Source organism: Polaromonas sp. P4_F6 (genome assembly GCF_056401275.1).
In genome coordinates this window covers 333,865-350,837 of sequence record NZ_JBFUJQ010000003.1, presented here as the reverse complement: position 1 = coordinate 350,837, position 16,973 = coordinate 333,865, and the positions used below count along the sequence as shown (strand labels likewise).

At 66.1% G+C, this 16,973-nt stretch carries 16 protein-coding genes; 10 read left to right on the top strand and 6 right to left on the bottom strand.

Annotated elements, in window-relative coordinates; all coding sequences use genetic code 11:
• From mnmG to AC1DUN_RS11030, 8 genes are all read left to right on the top strand, one after another.
• Complete coding sequence (gene mnmG, locus AC1DUN_RS11065; protein WP_477713980.1) at positions 1–1,986, top strand: tRNA uridine-5-carboxymethylaminomethyl(34) synthesis enzyme MnmG; 1,986 nt, start codon at positions 1–3, stop codon at positions 1,984–1,986.
• Positions 1,986–2,651 (top strand): 16S rRNA (guanine(527)-N(7))-methyltransferase RsmG, encoded by a 666-nt coding sequence (rsmG, locus tag AC1DUN_RS11060; RefSeq protein ID WP_477713979.1) that lies wholly within the window; start codon positions 1,986–1,988, stop codon positions 2,649–2,651. Before mnmG ends, rsmG begins: the two co-directional genes overlap by 1 nt.
• Positions 2,652–2,809: 158 nt before the next feature.
• On the top strand, positions 2,810–3,436 hold the full coding sequence (locus AC1DUN_RS11055) for a LysE family transporter (protein ID WP_477713978.1): 627 nt from the start codon (positions 2,810–2,812) through the stop codon (positions 3,434–3,436).
• A gap of 49 nt (positions 3,437–3,485) precedes the next feature.
• Positions 3,486–4,256 carry a ParA family protein gene (locus AC1DUN_RS11050; RefSeq protein WP_477713977.1) on the top strand — a complete coding sequence of 257 codons (771 nt, stop codon included), beginning with the start codon at positions 3,486–3,488 and terminating at the stop codon, positions 4,254–4,256.
• A gap of 75 nt (positions 4,257–4,331) precedes the next feature.
• A complete protein-coding gene (locus tag AC1DUN_RS11045) occupies positions 4,332–4,898 on the top strand; it encodes an RBBP9/YdeN family alpha/beta hydrolase (RefSeq protein WP_477713976.1) in 567 nt (188 codons plus the stop codon).
• Between the two features lie 11 nt (positions 4,899–4,909).
• A complete protein-coding gene (locus AC1DUN_RS11040; protein ID WP_477713975.1) occupies positions 4,910–6,229 on the top strand; it encodes a serine hydrolase domain-containing protein in 1,320 nt (439 codons plus the stop codon).
• A 49-nt stretch (positions 6,230–6,278) separates the two neighbouring features.
• A complete protein-coding gene (locus tag AC1DUN_RS11035; RefSeq protein WP_477713974.1) occupies positions 6,279–7,217 on the top strand; it encodes a ParB/RepB/Spo0J family partition protein in 939 nt (312 codons plus the stop codon).
• A 222-nt stretch (positions 7,218–7,439) separates the two neighbouring features.
• Positions 7,440–9,332: a sensor histidine kinase gene (locus tag AC1DUN_RS11030; RefSeq protein ID WP_477713973.1), complete on the top strand. Its 1,893-nt coding sequence runs from the start codon at positions 7,440–7,442 to the stop codon at positions 9,330–9,332.
• 12 nt (positions 9,333–9,344) lie between these two features.
• On the opposite strand, the gene AC1DUN_RS11025 is transcribed toward AC1DUN_RS11030, so the two are convergent.
• On the bottom strand, positions 9,345–10,769 hold the full coding sequence (locus AC1DUN_RS11025) for an FAD-binding oxidoreductase (protein ID WP_477713972.1): 1,425 nt from the start codon (positions 10,767–10,769) through the stop codon (positions 9,345–9,347).
• 145 nt (positions 10,770–10,914) lie between these two features.
• Positions 10,915–11,316, bottom strand: a complete 402-nt coding sequence (locus AC1DUN_RS11020; RefSeq protein WP_477713971.1) for an EF-hand domain-containing protein — start codon at positions 11,314–11,316, stop codon at positions 10,915–10,917.
• Positions 11,317–11,524: 208 nt separating this feature from the next.
• On the opposite strand from AC1DUN_RS11020, the gene AC1DUN_RS11015 reads away from it, so the two are divergent.
• Positions 11,525–12,091 (top strand): cob(I)yrinic acid a,c-diamide adenosyltransferase, encoded by a 567-nt coding sequence (locus tag AC1DUN_RS11015; RefSeq protein ID WP_477662634.1) that lies wholly within the window; start codon positions 11,525–11,527, stop codon positions 12,089–12,091.
• A 101-nt stretch (positions 12,092–12,192) separates the two neighbouring features.
• On the opposite strand, the gene AC1DUN_RS11010 is transcribed toward AC1DUN_RS11015, so the two are convergent.
• The 4 genes from AC1DUN_RS11010 to AC1DUN_RS10995 form a co-directional block, all read right to left on the bottom strand.
• Positions 12,193–13,137, bottom strand: coding sequence for a CysB family HTH-type transcriptional regulator (locus tag AC1DUN_RS11010; RefSeq protein WP_413330062.1), 945 nt, complete (start codon positions 13,135–13,137; stop codon positions 12,193–12,195).
• A 111-nt stretch (positions 13,138–13,248) separates the two neighbouring features.
• Entirely contained in the window at positions 13,249–13,566 is a 318-nt protein-coding gene (locus AC1DUN_RS11005) for a hypothetical protein (RefSeq protein ID WP_477713970.1), read from the bottom strand.
• 62 nt (positions 13,567–13,628) lie between these two features.
• On the bottom strand, positions 13,629–14,741 hold the full coding sequence (locus AC1DUN_RS11000; protein WP_477713969.1) for an ABC transporter substrate-binding protein: 1,113 nt from the start codon (positions 14,739–14,741) through the stop codon (positions 13,629–13,631).
• Positions 14,742–15,037: 296 nt separating this feature from the next.
• Positions 15,038–15,460 (bottom strand): hotdog fold thioesterase, encoded by a 423-nt coding sequence (locus AC1DUN_RS10995; RefSeq protein ID WP_007873686.1) that lies wholly within the window; start codon positions 15,458–15,460, stop codon positions 15,038–15,040.
• Positions 15,461–15,582: 122 nt separating this feature from the next.
• On the opposite strand from AC1DUN_RS10995, the gene AC1DUN_RS10990 reads away from it, so the two are divergent.
• Positions 15,583–16,884 (top strand): hypothetical protein, encoded by a 1,302-nt coding sequence (locus tag AC1DUN_RS10990; protein WP_477713968.1) that lies wholly within the window; start codon positions 15,583–15,585, stop codon positions 16,882–16,884.
• The last annotated feature ends 89 nt before the right edge of the window (positions 16,885–16,973 follow it).

The following is a 16,973-nucleotide window of genomic DNA, read 5'->3' as shown; positions in this document are numbered from 1 at the left end:
ATGTTTTACCCCCAAGAATTTGACGTGATCGTGGTCGGCGGCGGCCATGCCGGCACCGAGGCCGCCCTGGCTTCGGCCCGCATGGGCTGCAAGACTTTGCTGCTGTCGCACAACATCGAGACGCTGGGCCAGATGAGCTGCAACCCCTCGATAGGCGGCATTGGCAAGGGCCACCTGGTCAAGGAAGTGGACGCCCTGGGCGGTGCGATGGCGCTGGCCACCGACGAAGGCGGCATCCAGTTCCGCATCCTGAACAGCTCCAAGGGCCCGGCCGTGCGCGCCACCCGGGCCCAGGCCGACCGCATTCTGTACAAGGCGGCGATACGCCGCAGGCTGGAGAACCAGCCCAATCTCTGGCTGTTCCAGCAGGCGGTCGACGACCTGATGGTGGAGGGCGACCGGGTGGTCGGCGCCGTCACCCAGGTGGGCATCAAGTTCCGCTCGCGCACCGTGGTGCTGACGGCCGGGACTTTCCTGGACGGCAAGATCCATGTGGGCCTGAACAATTACTCGGCGGGCCGGGCGGGCGACCCGCCGGCGGTCTCGCTGTCCAGCCGGCTCAAGGAGCTCAAGCTGCCGCAGGGCCGGCTCAAGACCGGCACGCCCCCGCGCATAGACGGCCGCACGATTGACTTCAGCAAATGCATAGAGCAGCCCGGGGACGGTATGCCCGGCGGCATCGAAGGGCCGGTGCCGGTGTTCAGTTTTATGGGCGGCCACATCGCCCATCCGCGCCAGGTGCCGTGCTGGATCACCCATACCAACGAGCGCACCCACGAGATCATCCGCTCCGGTTTTGACCGCAGCCCCATGTTCACCGGCAAGATAGACGGCGTCGGCCCGCGCTACTGCCCCAGCGTGGAAGACAAGATCAACCGCTTCGCCGACAAGGACAGCCACCAGATTTTCCTGGAACCCGAAGGCCTGACGACCCACGAAATCTACCCCAACGGCATCTCGACCAGCCTGCCTTTTGACATCCAGTACGAGCTGGTGCGGTCCATGGCCGGCATGGAAAACGCCCATATCCTGCGGCCCGGCTATGCCATCGAGTACGACTACTTCGACCCGCGGGCGCTCAAGTCCAGCTTTGAAACCCGGGCGATCGGCGGCCTGTTCTTTGCCGGCCAGATCAACGGGACCACCGGTTATGAGGAGGCGGCAGCCCAGGGTCTGTTCGCCGGCATCAATGCCGCGCTGCAGTGCCAGGGTAAAGAAGCCTGGTTGCCCAAGCGCGACGAAGCCTACCTGGGCGTGCTGGTCGACGACCTGATCACCAAGGGCGTGACCGAGCCTTACCGCATGTTCACCAGCCGGGCCGAGTTCCGTCTGATGCTGCGCGAGGACAACGCCGACATGCGCCTCACCGAAAAAGGCCGCGAACTGGGCCTGGTCGACGACGCCCGCTGGGACGCTTTCAATCGCAAGCGCGACACGGTTTCACGTGAAACAACCCGGCTCCGCGGGATCTGGGTCAACCCCAACAACCTGCCGGCGGCCGAAGCCGAGCGCGTGCTGGGCAAGTCAATTGAGCGCGAGTACAACCTGCTGGACCTGCTGCGCCGCCCCGATGTGAACTATGCCGGGCTGATGTCGCTGGAGGAGGGCAAGTACGCCAACCCCGAGCTGGCGGCCGAAGCCGCGGCCAGCGACGACCTGGCCAAAAGCGTGATCGAGCAGATCGAAATCACCGCCAAGTACGCCGGCTACATAGACCTGCAAAAGACCGAGGTCGAGCGTGCCGCCCATTATGAAAACCTCAAACTGCCGGCCAACCTGGACTACCTGCAGGTTTCGGCCCTGAGTTTTGAGGCGCGCCAGACCCTGGCCAAGCACAGGCCCGAAACCCTGGGAATGGCCTCGCGCATCTCGGGCATCACGCCGGCCACCGTGTCCCTGCTGCTGGTGCACCTGAAAAAGAACCTGTGGAGGAACACGGTTCCGCTCCAGGCTGCTGGCGCCGTCAATGAAAAAGCCAAAGCCTGATGCGGGCCGGTGAACAGGATTTGCGCGCCGGCCTGAAGGCGCTGCAACTGGAGCTGGGCGACGCCCAGGTCGGCCAGTTGCTGGATTACCAGGACCTGATAGGCAAATGGACCAAGGTCTACAACCTGACGGCGCTGCGCGACCCGGCGGAAATGCTGACCCACCACCTGCTGGACAGCCTGGCTGCGGTGCTGCCGCTGCGCCGCCACCTGCAAAAAGTCGGGCTGGGGCAGGGCGCCAGATTGCTGGACGTGGGATCCGGCGCCGGCCTGCCTGGGGTGGTGATTGCGATCTGCTGCCCGGAAGTGGCCGTCACCTGTGTGGACACGGTCGCCAAAAAAGCCGCCTTTATCAAGCAGGCGGCGCTGGCGCTCAAGCTGCCCAATCTCTCGGGATTGCACGCCCGGGTCGAAACCATCGCCACGCCGTTTGAGGTGATCTGCTCCCGGGCCTTTGCCTCGCTGGCGGATTTCAGCAATTGGTCGGTCGGCGCCCTGGCGCCCCAAGGTGTCTGGATGGCGCTCAAAGGCAAACACCCGGCCGAGGAAATCGCGGCCTTGCCGGCCGGCGCCGAGGTGTTTCACGTGGAACAGCTGCAGGTTCCCGGGCTGGATGCCGAGCGCTGCATTGTCTGGATGCGGGTCAAGGCCAGTTCACAGCCTTAAAAAAGGGTCGGCCAGCCGGGGCCGCGGAACCGGCTTTGCCGGGCCGCAGGCGCAGCGGCCCCCTTGGGGGGCAGCGCAGTACGCGAAGCGACAAGCGTGGGGGCTATACCCTGTAAACTCGGTTCCTCTTTCCTTTCTCTACTTTCTGGAGAACCTCCATGTTGGGCTCATTCGTCGGCATTGCCGACTACGGTGCTTTTGTCGTCGCCATCATTGTGTTTTTGCTGATTCCCGGCCCGGGCAACCTTGCGCTGATCACCTCGACCAGCAAGGGCGGCATTGCCGGCGGCCTGGGCGCCACCCTTGGCGTGATCGCCGGCGACCAGGTCTTGCTCTGGGCAGCGGTGGCCGGCGTGTCGGCCATCATGGCGGCTTACCCCACGGCTTTCCACATCGTCCAGTGGGCCGGGGCGATTTACCTGGCCTGGCTGGGCATCAAGATGCTGGTGGCCAAACCCGGCGACGCGCCCTTGCTCAACATCAAGCCGCGCCATTACTTTCAGCAGGCCATGATGATTACCTTGCTGAACCCCAAGGCCATCGTGTTTTACATGGCTTTCTTCCCGCTGTTCGTGGACCCGGCCCAGCACCAGGGCCTGAAGACCTTTGCCGTGATGGCGGCCACGATTGCCGGGCTGACCTTTCTGTACGGCCTGTGCTCGGTGATGATCACCTACCACCTGGCCGAGCGCATACGCGCCAACCCGAAAATCACGGCGGTCCTGAACAAGCTGGCCGGTATTTTCCTGATCGGCTTCGGCCTCAAGCTCGCGGTCTCCAAATAAGCCGCCATCGCATTTCGCGTCGTCTTCCGAACAAAAACTAAAAACACACATGGCCAAAATATTCTGCGTTGCCAACCAAAAGGGCGGGGTGGGCAAGACCACCACCACGGTGAATCTGGCGGCGGGGCTGGCGAAAGTCGGCCAGCGGGTGTTGATGATCGACCTGGACCCGCAGGGCAATGCCACCATGGGTTCGGGCGTGGACAAGCGCCAGCTCGAGATGACGGTCTACGACGTGCTGCTCGAATCCGCCTCGGTGGCCGAGGCGCGGGTGCGCAGCGAAAAATGCGGCTATGACGTGCTGGGCGCCAACCGCGAACTGGCCGGCGCCGAGGTTGAGCTGGTCGATGTCGAGCGCCGCGAAAAACGCCTCAAGCTCGCGCTGGCCGAAGTCGACAGCCAGTACGACTTCGTGCTCATCGATTGCCCGCCTTCGCTCAGCATGCTGACGCTCAACGGCCTGTGCTGCGCGCACGGCGTGATCGTGCCCATGCAGTGCGAGTACTTCGCGCTCGAAGGCCTGACCGACCTGGTCAACACCATCAAGCAGGTGCACGCCAACCTCAACAAGGATTTGCAGATCATCGGCCTGCTGCGCGTGATGTTCGACCCGCGCATCACCCTGCAGCAGCAGGTCAGCGACCAGCTCAAGGAACACTTCGCCGACAAGGTGTTCAACACCGTGATCCCGCGCAATGTGCGCCTGGCCGAAGCGCCCAGCTACGGCCTGCCGGGCGTGGTGTTCGACCCGTCCTCCAGGGGCGCGCAGGCTTTCATCACCTTCGCCGAAGAGATGGTCGACCGCATCAAGGCAATGTAAATCGGGCGCGCCAGAGAGCCATATAAACAGGGCTCCTGTTGCTACTGAATTTATAGCAAGCTGATCCACCAAGCGATGAACCCCCGCAACGTCCTGATACTCCCCGGCTGGCAAAACAGCGGCCCCGGCCACTGGCAAAGCCGCTGGGAGAATGCGCACGGTTATACCCGGGTCGAGCAGCACGACTGGATGCGGCCGCTGCGCGGCGACTGGAGCGCGCGGCTCGAAGAGGTGCTGCTTTCCCGCGACGAGCCGGCCGTGCTGGTTGCGCACAGCCTGGGCTGCATGCTCACCGCCGCCTGGGCCTCGCACTCGCGCAACACCCACCGCGTCAAGGCCGCGCTGCTGGTCGCGCCGCCCGATGTGGAGCGCGAGGACGTGTGCCAGATGCTGCCGGGCTGGGCGCCGGTGCCGCTGGGCAAGCTGCCTTTTCCCGCCGTGGTGTTCTGCAGCAGCGACGACCCGTTTTGCGCGCCCGAGCGCGCCCGCCGGTTCGCCGCGGCCTGGGGCGCCGAGCTTGTTGAAGCCGGGCCGCGCGGCCACCTCAATGCCGACAGCCGCCTGGGCGACTGGCCCGAGGCCTTTGAAAAATTGCAACGCCTTCAAGCCTTGCCCGCTTCTCTCCCAGGCACACATTCATGACAAGAGAACCCATGCCCTTGCCCCGCTTATTCGCCCGCTCTCGTTCTCACCTGGCGTCCACCGCACTGGCCGTGGCCGCCCTGGCCGCCTCGCTCGCCTGCACCGCGTTGCATGCCGAGCCTGATGAAGAGCTGCTTGGCAAATCGCAGGGCTACCCGCTGGGCAACGCCAGCACCTGGTACAGCAACCCTTACCGCATCGGCGCCTGGTCGGCCATGGACAAGGTGCCCGGTGTGCAGGTCCGCGCGGTGGCGCGCCCGGCTGAGCCCAGCCCCTTGCCGCGCGCGGCCAGCCCCGCGTCCATCAGCTACCGCTACAAGAACACCCACTACACGTTGGCCGACTACCTGGACCGCCAGCGCGCCACCGGCCTGCTGATACTGAAGAATGGCGAGATCGTCGCCGAGCACTACCGTTACGGCCGCAAGGACGACGCGCGCTTCCTGTCCTTTTCCATGGCCAAGAGCGTCACCTCGATGCTGGTCGGCAAGGCACTTTCGCTGGGGCTGATCGCCTCGCTCGACGACCCGGCCGAGAAATACGTCAAAGAACTCGCCGGCAGCCCCTATGGCGCGACCACCCTGCGCCAGCTGTTGCGCATGAGCTCGGGCCTCACTTTTACCGAGCGTTACGACGGCAAGGACGACATCGCGCGTCTCGCGCGCGCGGCCGCCGGGGCGCCCGGTGCGGGCAAACCGGTGGATGTGCTGAAGTCCATCACCGACCGCCACTCGCCACCCGGCGAAAAATTTGTCTACGCCAGTTCCGAGACCGACGTGCTGGGCCGCGCGTTGGCCGGCGCCGCCGGCAAGAACATGTCCGAGCTCACCACTGAGTGGATCTGGAAACCCATGGGCGCCGAGCACGACGCCTTCTGGCGCATCGGCGTCGATGGGCAAGAGATAGCCAATGGCGGCTTCAACGCCAGCCTGCGCGACTGGGCGCGCCTGGGCCAGCTGCTGGCCAATGACGGCCGCGCCATCGACAAAGCCACCGGCAAGCCTGGCGCGCTGCAGGTCCTGCCGCTGGAGTATTTGCTGGACGCCACCGACGCGACGCGCCAGCCGCAGGCTTTCAAGCCGCGCACGGCCACGCCCTATTTCGGCTACGGCTACCAGTTCTGGCTCATGCCCCTGAGGGCGCGCACCTTCGCCATGCAGGGCATCCACGGCCAGACGGTCTATGTGCAGCCCTCCACCGGCATTGTGCTGGTGATGACATCGGCCTGGGAGCAGGCCAGCGGCAAGCAGGATGCACAACCTTACGAAGAGCGCGACGCCCTGTGGCGCGGCGTGCTGCAGTCCCTGGGCGGCAGCCTCACGCCCCAATAACACTGCGCCATACATAAATAAACATTGACGGATTGAAGGAATAGAAACCATGGTCACCAAAAAACCCAAAGGCCTGGGCCGCGGGCTCGAAGCATTGCTGGGCCCCAAGGTCAGCGAGAGCGCCAGCGACGCCGAGAACGCCAGCATCAGCGCCAACAGCCCGGGCCTGCCGGCCTCGCTGCGGCTGGAAGACATGGTCGCCGGCCAGTACCAGCCGCGCACGCGCATGGACGAGGGCGCGCTCTATGAGCTGGCCGAATCCATCAAGGTGCAGGGCATCATGCAGCCCATCCTTGTGCGGCGCCTGACGTCCGGCGCCAACGACGGCAAGTACGAAATCATCGCCGGCGAACGGCGCTTCCGCGCGGCCAGACTGGCCGGCCTGGACAGCGTGCCGGTGCTGGTGCGCGATGTGCCCGACGAGTCGGCCGCCGCCATGTCGCTGATCGAAAACATCCAGCGCGAAGACCTCAACCCGCTGGAAGAAGCGCACGGCCTGCAACGCCTGGTCAAGGAGTTCGGCCTCACGCATGAGCTCGCCGCGCAGGCCGTGGGCCGCTCGCGCAGCGCCGCCTCCAACCTGCTGCGTTTGCTCAACCTGGCCGACCCGGTGCAGACCATGCTGATGGCCGGCGACCTGGACATGGGCCATGCGCGTGCGCTGCTGGGCCTGGATCGCGCCGCGCAGATCACCGCGGCCAACCAGATCTCGGCCAAAAAAATGTCGGTGCGCGAGGCCGAAAGCCTGGTCAAGAAACTGAGCGCGGAGTTCTCGCTCAAGCCGCAAAAAGCCGCCAAGGAAAAATCGCGCGACACCCGCCGCGTGGAAGAAGAACTGGCCGACCTGCTGATGGCCGACGTGGAAGTGCGCGTCAAGAAACAGGTCAAGCGCAACGGCAAGCGCGAGGACATGGGCGAGGTGGCGATACAGTTCGCCTCCATGGACGAACTCAACGGGCTGATCGAGCGCCTGCGCGGCAACAAATAGCCCGCCCGGCCGGCTCGGGCTAGGCCTTTTTACGCTGTGCCGCAGCCCCCTTCCAGGGGGCTTTTTCTTTTCCGCTTCGGCGCCAAAGACATACCCAAATAGTGTTAATTGCTCTATTTGTCTGAGTAATAAAGTGCTAATCTTTGGGCTCAAGGGTGCGGCCAGGTCTTCAGACCTCCCTCCGGAGCTGGCCGCGCCGGCGAAGAAGCAATGGGGTCCGCCATGCGCACCTTTAATCTGAGCCACATCAGAAGGCATACCGTCCTGGTTGCCGCGGGCCTGGCCATGGCCATGGGTATCGTGGCGCTGCTGGGCTGGGTGCTGCAGCTGGACATCCTGAAAAGCCTGATACCGGGCGCCGTCCAGATGAAACCCAACACGGCCGTCGGCCTGTGCCTGTCCGCCGCGGCCCTGCTTGTGGGTTTGCGCCGCCATGAAAAAAGAATGCGCTACTGGGGCTACGCCCTGGCCGCCGCCGTCAGCGCCATAGGCGCGGCCACGCTGTTTGAGTACCTCTTCGCGGCGGACCTGGGGATTGATGAGCTGCTGTTTCGCGACGGGGCCATCGCCTACAACCTGACCCCCGGCCGCATGTCGCCCTTCAGCGCCTGGACGTTTTTCATGCTGGGCATGGGGCTGGGCATGGGGCTGGGCTTTGTGCGCTGCCGGCACGCGGGCTGGCTGGCTTATGTGTGCGGCGGCCAGGTTGCCAGCATAGGCGCGGTCAGCCTGCTGGGCTACCTCTGGCATGCCAGCGAGCTGGTCACGGACGTCTGGCTGCCGCCCGTGGCGGTCAACACCGCGCTGGCCTTCACCGCCCTGGGGCTTGCCGTGGCCGCCGCGCATGCGCGCGACACCTCGCTCAGCAGCATGGAAACCGAACTCTCCCCGCTGGAGATCAAGGTGGTGCTCGCCATGGCCGGCACGCTGGTGGTCCTGGTGGCGTCGGCCAGCTACACCTATCGCTCGGTGGTGGACTTCACCGGGCACGCGGACCAGATGGCGGCCGGCCAGCAGCAGCGTGTCGCGGCGCTCAAAGCCTCGCTGGCGCGCGCGCAGCGTGTGACGGCCGAGGCGCTGTCGGCCTCACCGGGCGCGCCGCTGCCGGCCGGCTACGGCGATGCCGGTGACTCCTTCGCCAGCGTGGTGCTGTTCGCGGAACTCTCGCGGCTGGAGAGGGAGCTTGAAACCGCACAACAGTCGCTGCGGCGCGAGCAGGCCGGCCCCCTGGAAAAGGGCCGCACCACCATGCTGGTGTCGCTTCTCGTCACCATAGGCCTGGCGGTGGCGGTGTTTGTCGTGCTGATGGCATCGGTCCGGCGCGAGATGAGCCGCAACATCCTGGCGCGCGCGGAGATCTTCGCGCTCAACAAGCACCTGGAGCAGCGTGTGCACGAACGCGCCGCCGAACTCAACGCAACCAACGAGCGCCTGAACACCTTCATGAGCCTGCTGGCCCATGACCTCCGGCAGCCCCTGATCTCCCTGGGCAGCTTCGGCGAACTGCTGGATCGCCGGCTGCTTGAAACCAAGGACGCGCAAGGCCGCAAGCTCATGCAGCGCATCCTGCGCGCCACCCGGCAGGTGGACGCCTGCGCCGACGCCTTGCTGGAACTGGAACGTGTCTCCAGCCGAAGCCTGTGGATACAGACGGTGGATGTCAGCGGGCTGGTGAAGGCCATGGTGGCCCAGCTGCGCGAGCAGGAGCCGGGCCGGCGGCTGAGGCTGTTTGCCGGGCCCACGCGGCCCGCGCACGCCGACCGCAGCCTGCTGGCGGTGGTGGTCTGGCATGTGGTGGGCAATGCCTGGAAGTTCAGCGCCACCCGTGACGTTTCGGAGATAGAGGTCGGCTGCGGCCAGGACGAATCCGGCGTGCCTATGTGGTGGATCCGGGACAACGGCGTGGGCTTTGACATGGCCTACGCCGACAAGCTGTTCATGCCCTTCCAGCGGCTGCACGCGGCGGACGAATTCCCCGGCCTGGGCACCGGCCTGGCGATTGTCCACGCCGTGGTGGCGCGGCACCGGGGGAGGGTGTGGGCGCATTCGGAGCCCGGCCGGGGCGCCACGTTTTTCTTCACGCTCGGCGATCCCGGCACTCTGGCCGGGGGCTGAGGCGATGCGGCTTCAGGACAGTGAAAAAATCTTGCCCGGGTTCATGATGTTCTTCGGGTCCAGCGCGCGCTTGATGGTGCGCATCATGTCGACCGCGCCGTCGCCGGTCTCGGTCACCAGGAAGTCCATCTTGTGCAGGCCCACGCCGTGCTCGCCGGTGCAAGTGCCTTCCAGCGCCAGCGCGCGCGCCACCAGCTTGTGGTTCAGCGCCTCGGCCACTTCGCGTTCCTTGGGGATGGTCGGGTCAATCAGGTAGCCGAAGTGGAAGTTGCCGTCGCCGACGTGGCCGACCAGGAAGTAGGGGATGCCGCTGGCGTCGACCTCGGCCACCGACTCGAGCAGGCAGTCGGCCAGGCGCGAGATCGGCACGCAGGTGTCGGTGGAAATCGCGCGGCAGCCGGGCCGCGACTGGATGGCCGCGAAATAGGCGTTGTGCCGCGCCGTCCAGAGGCGCGTGCGCTCTTCCGGCGTGCTGGCCCATTCAAAGGCATTGCCGCCGTGGCCGCTGGCGAGTTCCTGCACCAGCTCGGCCTGCTCCTTCACGCTATTGGGAGAGCCGTGGAACTCCATCAGCAGCATGGGCTCCTCGCGCAGCGTGAGCTTGGAATGCGTGTTCACCATGCGCACGGTGTTGTGGTCTATCAGCTCCACGCGCGCGATCGGCACGCCCAGCTGTATCACTTCAATCGTGGTGCGCACGGCCGCCTCTATGCTCGGGAAAGAGCACACCGCGGCCGAGATGGCCTCGGGCAGCGGGTAAAGCCTCACGGTGACTTCGGTGATCACGCCCAGCGTGCCTTCGCTGCCCACCATAAGGCGGGTCAGGTCGTAGCCAGCCGATGATTTTTTGGCGCGCGTGCCGGTGCGTATGACGCTGCCGTCGGCGGTCACGACTTCCAGCGCCAGCACGTTCTCGCGCATGGTGCCGTAGCGCACGGCGTTCGTGCCGCTGGCGCGCGTGGCGCTCATGCCGCCCAGGGTCGCGTCGGCGCCCGGGTCTATCGGAAAGAAGAGGCCGGTGCTTTTGACTTCTTCATTGAGCTGCTTGCGCGTCACGCCCGGCTGCACGGTGACGGTCAGGTCTTCGGCGTTGATGGACAAGACTTTGTTCATGCGGCTCACGTCGATGCTGATGCCGCCCTGCACGGCCAGCAAATGGCCTTCCAGCGAGGTGCCCACACCAAAGGGGATCACGGGCACGTTGTACTGGCCGGCCAGCTTGACCGCATCGGCCACGTCCTGCGTGCTTTCGGCGAACACCACGGCCGAGGGCGGCGGCGCGGCAAAAGAGGATTCATCACGGCCGTGCTGCTCGCGTACCACCAGGGCGGTGGAGCAGCGCTCGGCGAAGCGGGCCTTGAGCGCGTCAATCAGCGCCGCCGGTGTCTCGCGCTGGTGGATTTCGGGAAGCAGGTGCTGGGGAAGGGGGGCGTTCATGGTTGTCTCCGGATCGGTGGCACAGTTTACGACGTGTGCGCCCTTTCCGCCATTTCGCCATTTCCGCCAGGGCGGCCCGAAGACCCCGCGGCCGTGGCCGCGGGAGAGTGGCATGAAAGCGGGGCGATGGTCACCCCGCGAGGGATCAGGAGCCCGAGCCCGTGGCGGCCTTGGTGAGTTCGGCCAGCGAGATAAAGGAGTCGTGGTTGGTGTCGATCTGCTCAAAACGCTGGGCCACGGCCGGCAGGTGCTCGGCCTCCTGGCGGTCCAGCTTGCCGTCCTTGTTGGCGTCGGCGCGGTTGAAAGCCGCCTCGACGTCCTTGGGGGTGGTGCGGTTTTGCGGCACGGCGCCCGGGGTGGCGGAGGGCGCCATCTGGGCGGGCGGGCTGCCGGGGCTGGCCGGCGAAGGCGGGGCGGTCTGGGCCCGCGCGGCGCCGGCAGCGCCCGCGGCCAATGCGGCCACCAGCAGCACGCTGCGCAACTCAAAGCCGGGAATAGAATGTTTTGAATGTTTTACGGGGGAGGTTGCCGTCGTGTGTAGGGTCATGCGAGGAGTCTTTCAAAGAGTGAACAAGCCGCCATTGCAACCCAGCCGGCGCCTTGCGGCCAGCAGTTTTTCAGGGTGTTGCCTCACTGACATGATGTCCTAGGACGACACATTTTTTTGCCCCGCGTAACGCTTGCCGCTTGGGTCTCTTATTAGTCCCTTTGCTTCATTGACTTTTCCTCATCGCGCTTCACCGCGCCTTCGCACCATGGCCAACAGACTCTCACAGATCGCAACCCGCACCGGCGACAACGGCACCACCGGCCTGGGCGACAACACGCGCGTGTCCAAGGACAGCCTGCGCGTCCATGCCATGGGCGACGTCGACGAGCTGAACTCGCACATCGGCGTGCTGCTGTGCGAAGAGCTGCCGCCCGGCGTGCGCGAGCTGCTGGTGGAGGTGCAGCACCAGCTCTTCAACCTCGGCGGCGAGCTGTCCATCCCGGGCTTTGAATTGCTCAAGCCCGAGGCCGTGGCGCTGCTCGACGAGGCGCTGGCCGAGCACAACGCGAAGCTGCCGCGCCTGGCCGAGTTCATCCTGCCGGCCGGCTCGCGCGCCGCTGCGCTGGCCCATGTGTGCCGCACCGTGGCGCGCCGCGCCGAGCGCGCCGTGGTGGCGCTGGGCGCGGCCGAGCCCTTGAAGGATGCGCCGCGCCAGTACCTCAACCGCCTGAGCGACCTGCTGTTTGTGCTGTCGCGCGTGCTCAACCGCATGAATGGCGGCGACGATGTGTACTGGAAGAGCGAACGCATGGCGCGCGCGGCAAGCGAATAGCGCGGCTGTTGACGCCCGCGTGCCGCATCCTTGGGATGCCGCCTGTCAGGCACTGAACAGGGGAAGAGGCTTCGATGCTCAGCCCGAACAGACGAGCGGCGCTAGATGTCGTAGCTCGCGGCGCCCGGCTCGTCGCTCAAGGTTTTCTCGACCACGGCGCGTGTCAGCGTGGGCGCGAAGGACTCGATAAAGGCATAGACGTAACCGCGCAGGTAACTGCCGCGGCGCACCGCGAGTTTGGTGAGGTTGATGCCGAACAGCGCGCCCGCGTCCAGCGCGCGCAGCGCGGTGTCGCGCTCGGCCTCGTAGGCGATGGACGCAACGATGCCCACGCCCATGCCCAGCTCCACATAGGTCTTGATCACGTCGGCGTCCATGGCCGTCAGCACGATGTTGGGCGCCAGGCCGCGCTGGGTGAAAGCGCCGTCGATGTGCGAGCGGCCGGTGAAGCCGGTGTCGTAGGTGATCAGCGCAAAGCGCGCCAGGCTTTCCAGCGTGAGCGGGCCGTCCAGCAGCGGGTGCCCGGGCGGCACGATGACCGAATGTGTCCAGCGGTAGCAGGGCAGGGCGACGAGTTCGGGGTAGTCGTTGAGCGCCTCGGTGGCGATGCCCACGTCGACCTCGCCCGACACCAGCATGTCGGCCACCTGCTTGGGCGAGCCCTGGTGCAGGTGCAGTTTCACATTGGGGAACTGGCTGCGGAACTCCTGCACCGCATGCGGCAGCGCATAGCGCGCCTGGGAGTGCGTGGCGGCAATCGACAGCAGGCCGCTTTGCTGGGCCATGAATTCCTGGCCGGCTTTTTTCAGGTTGCTGCTCTCCAGCAGCAGGCGTTCGATGATGGGCAGCACATGGGCGCCCGGCTCGGTCAGCCCCGTCAGGCGCTTGCCGGCACGCACAAAGAGTTCAATGCCCAGCTCTTCCTCGAGTTCGCGGATCTGCCGGCTGACCCCGGGTTGCGAGGTGTGCAGGGCATTGGCCACATCGGTCAGGTTGAAATTGCATCGCACGGCCTCGCGCATGGAACGCAGCTGCTGGAAATTCATGGTGGCGAAGGCGCGGGGCGCGCGGTGTTGAAGAGGTCAAACACCGGATTGTGGGCAGGCGCCCTTATTTGAGGAACTACTGATTAGTTCGTTCTAAATCACCAAAACATCCTAAGAGCCCTGGACCCGGGTCAGCATGCGCTCCGGCAACCGGCCGGAGAAGGCGGGCAGCAGCGCGTTGACGCGCCGCGCGGCCTCTTCCTGGCAGAACTGGCGCGAGACAAGCTGGAATATTTCCCCCCGCAACAGCCACAGGTGCTGCGCGGTGCACGCGGCGTCTATGCGCCAGTGCATGCGTTCGCACATGGGCCCTTCGCAGCGCAGCAGCGCTTCGTGGAGCTGGAGCCGCAGCGCCTCCAGGTGCTGCGGTTTGCCTGCCGCGGCGACGCTTTCGTGCAGCCAGCTGTGCAGCGACTTTTTCCAGGCCATGGCGGGTTCTCCTTGTGGATGGATCCGGTGCGGCGGAGGTCGTCAAAACAGAAGGCCCGCCATCAGCGCACGAAGCGGCCTTCAAGGTCCACGATGGAGAGGTCGGCGAAGTCCAGGCCCGTGTGGTCGTCGGGGCCGAAACTTACCTCCAGCCCGCCCAGGTCGTAACGCTTCATGCCTTCCAGCGCCGCTTGCAGCGTCTCGCGCGTGGGGTTCTTGCCGGCGCGCCGCAGGCCTTCCACCAGCACCTTGGCGGCGGCATAACCTTCGAGGATGGCGGGCGACAGCATGATTTTTTTGGCCTTGGCGAGCTCGGTGGCTTCCTGCACCATGGTGTAGGCGTAAGAGCGCTCGGACGGGTAGACCTGCGTGACGATGACGCCGCGCGAATACTCCCCCAGCGCCTTGACGAAGCCCTGCGATGCGTTGTTGGACAGGGTGACCACACGCACCGACGACTTGGCGGCGCGAAAGGCCTTCACCCCCTCGGCCACGGCGTTGGCCGAGCCAATCCACAGCACGGCCTGCGCATCGCTGGCGAGGATGGGCGGCACGAGCTGGCTGTAGTCGGGCTTGCTGCGGTCGGCTTTCAGCACGTGCGTGGGTTTCAGCTTGGCCTGGGCAAAGCCCTTGTTGGCCCCCTCCAGGCCGTCACGGCCGAAGGAGTCGTCCGCATGGACCAGGGCGATGCGCGTGATTCCCAGCGTATTCAGGTGCTCAATGGCTTTCTGGGCTTCGCGCTGGTAGGTTGCGCGCACATTGAAGACATAGCGCTGCACCGGCTGGTGCAACACCATCGCGCCGGTGGAGGGCCCCACCAGCGGCAGGCGGTTGGCCTGCAGCACGGGCAGCACGGCTTCGGTGGGCGGCGTGCCGCGCGTGAGGAACAGCGCGACGGCGCCGCGCTCGGCCAGCTTTTGCGCGTTCTCGGCGGCGAGCTTGGGATCGAACTTGTCGTCCATGGACACCAGCTCCAGTTGCTGGCCCGCGATACCGCCCTTGGCGTTCACCGCGTCCAGCCACAGGCGCGCCCCGTCGGTTGTCTCCTTCACGCCCGCGGCCACGGGGCCGGTGAACCCGGCGGTCTGGCCGATCAGGATCTGCGCCTGTCCCGCGCCGCACAGGGCGGCCGCCAGCAGCGCCGCCGCGCATCTTTGAAGTGTTTTCGTGTCCATTTGTTACCTTTGAGCCTTATGTCGCCGAACGATAGGGACGAATACTCATAAGATCAAATACGATAAAAACGGCTTTTCCAGACGAAAAAAATATGGTGCCGATGCTGGCGCCGGTCTGGGTGAATGCGGCGGGGCATGGCTGGAAGCGGCTTGCCGCCTCACTCCGCGTGGGTGAGCAAGCTGTCGCGAAAGCCGCAGGCGCCTGCCCGTCCGCCGGCCATGAAGGGCTGCCAACGGCAAGCGCCGGGGCGGTTGCCCGGCGCGGGCAATTGGTTGCTATTTGTAAGTCGGCCGCCTTAGCCCGGCTGCAGCATTGCCATGGTGATGCGCGAGACGCAGGTCAGCTCGCCCGCGTCGTTGTGCAGGTCTATCTGCCAGACCTGCGTGCTGCGGCCTATGTGCACCGGGCGCGTGGTGCCCGTGACCCAGCCGCTGGTCGTGCCCTTGAGGTGGTTGGCATTGATGTCCAGCCCCACGGCGCGATGGCCCGCGGGCGCGGCGAAGGCCGCGCCGCAGGAACCCAGGGTTTCGGCCAGCACCACCGACACGCCGCCGTGCAGCAGGCCATAGGGTTGCACCGTGCGGCGGTCCACCGGCACCCGCGCGCGTATGAAGTCGTCGCCGACCTCCAGGAACTCTATGCCCAGGTGCGTCACCGCGCTGTCGGCGTTGGCGGCGGTGAGCAGTGCGACGGAGATGGGCTGTTTCCAGATGGGCATGGTGATGGGGCTTTCTCGGCTATCAGGACTATAAGCCTGCGGCCTACAGCAGGTGGGCCACTTGTCGCCTCGGCAACAGCGGCGCCAAGGCCTAAGCTGGCCTGCATGAGGGACATGATTTGATGACACGCGCGAACAAGTGGCTGCTGGGTCTGGGCATTGCCGTGCTTGTGCTGGGCGCCGCCTGGCTTGCGTTGCTGCGCTGGCTGCCGTCCGACGAAGAGCTGGCGCGCCGCGCCTCTGTCGAACTGGAGGCCCGGCTGGGCACCAAGGTGCGCGTGGGCGCGCTGCACTGGCGGCTGCTGCCTTCGCCCGCCGTGGTCATCGAAGATGTCGCGACCGAGCAGCCCCAGCCCATACTGATCAAAAAGCTCACCGCCTATCCCGACGTGTTCGCGCTGGCGCAGCGCCGCATCAAGATAGACCGGGCCGAACTGGAAGGCGCCGTGGTGCCCCAGCTCTCGCTGCACGGCCTGGGCAGCGGGCGCGAGAAGGACGAGACGGCGGCCGAAGAACTGCCGCTCGCGCGGTTTGTGTTTCGCGACCTGACCTGGATTTCGCGGCGCGGCATCGCGGTGGTCTATGAGGGCGAAGTTGATTTTGATCCCGGCTGGCGCCCGCGCAAGGCCGAGCTGCGCCGGCCCGGCTTCAAGCCCGCCACCGACCTGAGCCTGGCGCGCCAGGGCCAGGAGGATCGCTGGGCCGCGCGCATCCATGTGGGCGGGGGTACGGCCAACGGCGAAGTCCGGCTGGACTTTCGTGCCAATGGCCGCATGCACCTGGAGGGCACATTGCAGCCGCAGGGCGTGGAAGTCGAGACCATGATGGCGGCCTTCAACCGCCGCTCCGTCATCGCGGGCAAGGCCTCGGGCGAGACCACGCTCTCGGCCAACGGCGACACGGTGGGCGAGCTCGCGCGCTCGCTGCACACGCGCACGCCCTTCAGCATCGGCAAGTCCACCCTGTTGCGCTTTGACCTGGACAAGGCCGTGCGCAGCGCCGGCAGGGAGCACGCCGGCCAGACGCCGCTGGACTCCATCACCGGCCAGCTCGAGACGCAGAACACACCGCAGGGCATGGTGGTCACCTATACAGATCTCAAGGCGACCTCGGGCTCGCTGAGCGCCTCGGGCCAGGCCAAGGTCGCCAACCGGCAGATCGAGGCCGAGTTCGCCGTCGACCTGGTGGACGGCATCGTCGGCGTCCCGCTCAGCGTCAGCGGCCCGCTCGACAACGTCAAATTCTCCGTGCCCAACGGCGCCATCGCGGGCGCCGTGGTCGGCACGGCCGTGCTGCCGGGCGTGGGCACGGCCATAGGCGCGCGCATAGGGGCTACGCTGGGAAGAATTTTCAGCCCCGGGCCGGCGACGCCCGCCTCCGCGCCGCCGTCCGCGCGCACGGCCAGGCCCGCCACAAGCCGATGAGCTTTGTGCGGGATGGGAGACCCCGGCGCGCGCCAGGCCTTTGGCGGGCTCCCCGCGGGCCGCAAGCGTAGAATCGTCCGCGGATTCCG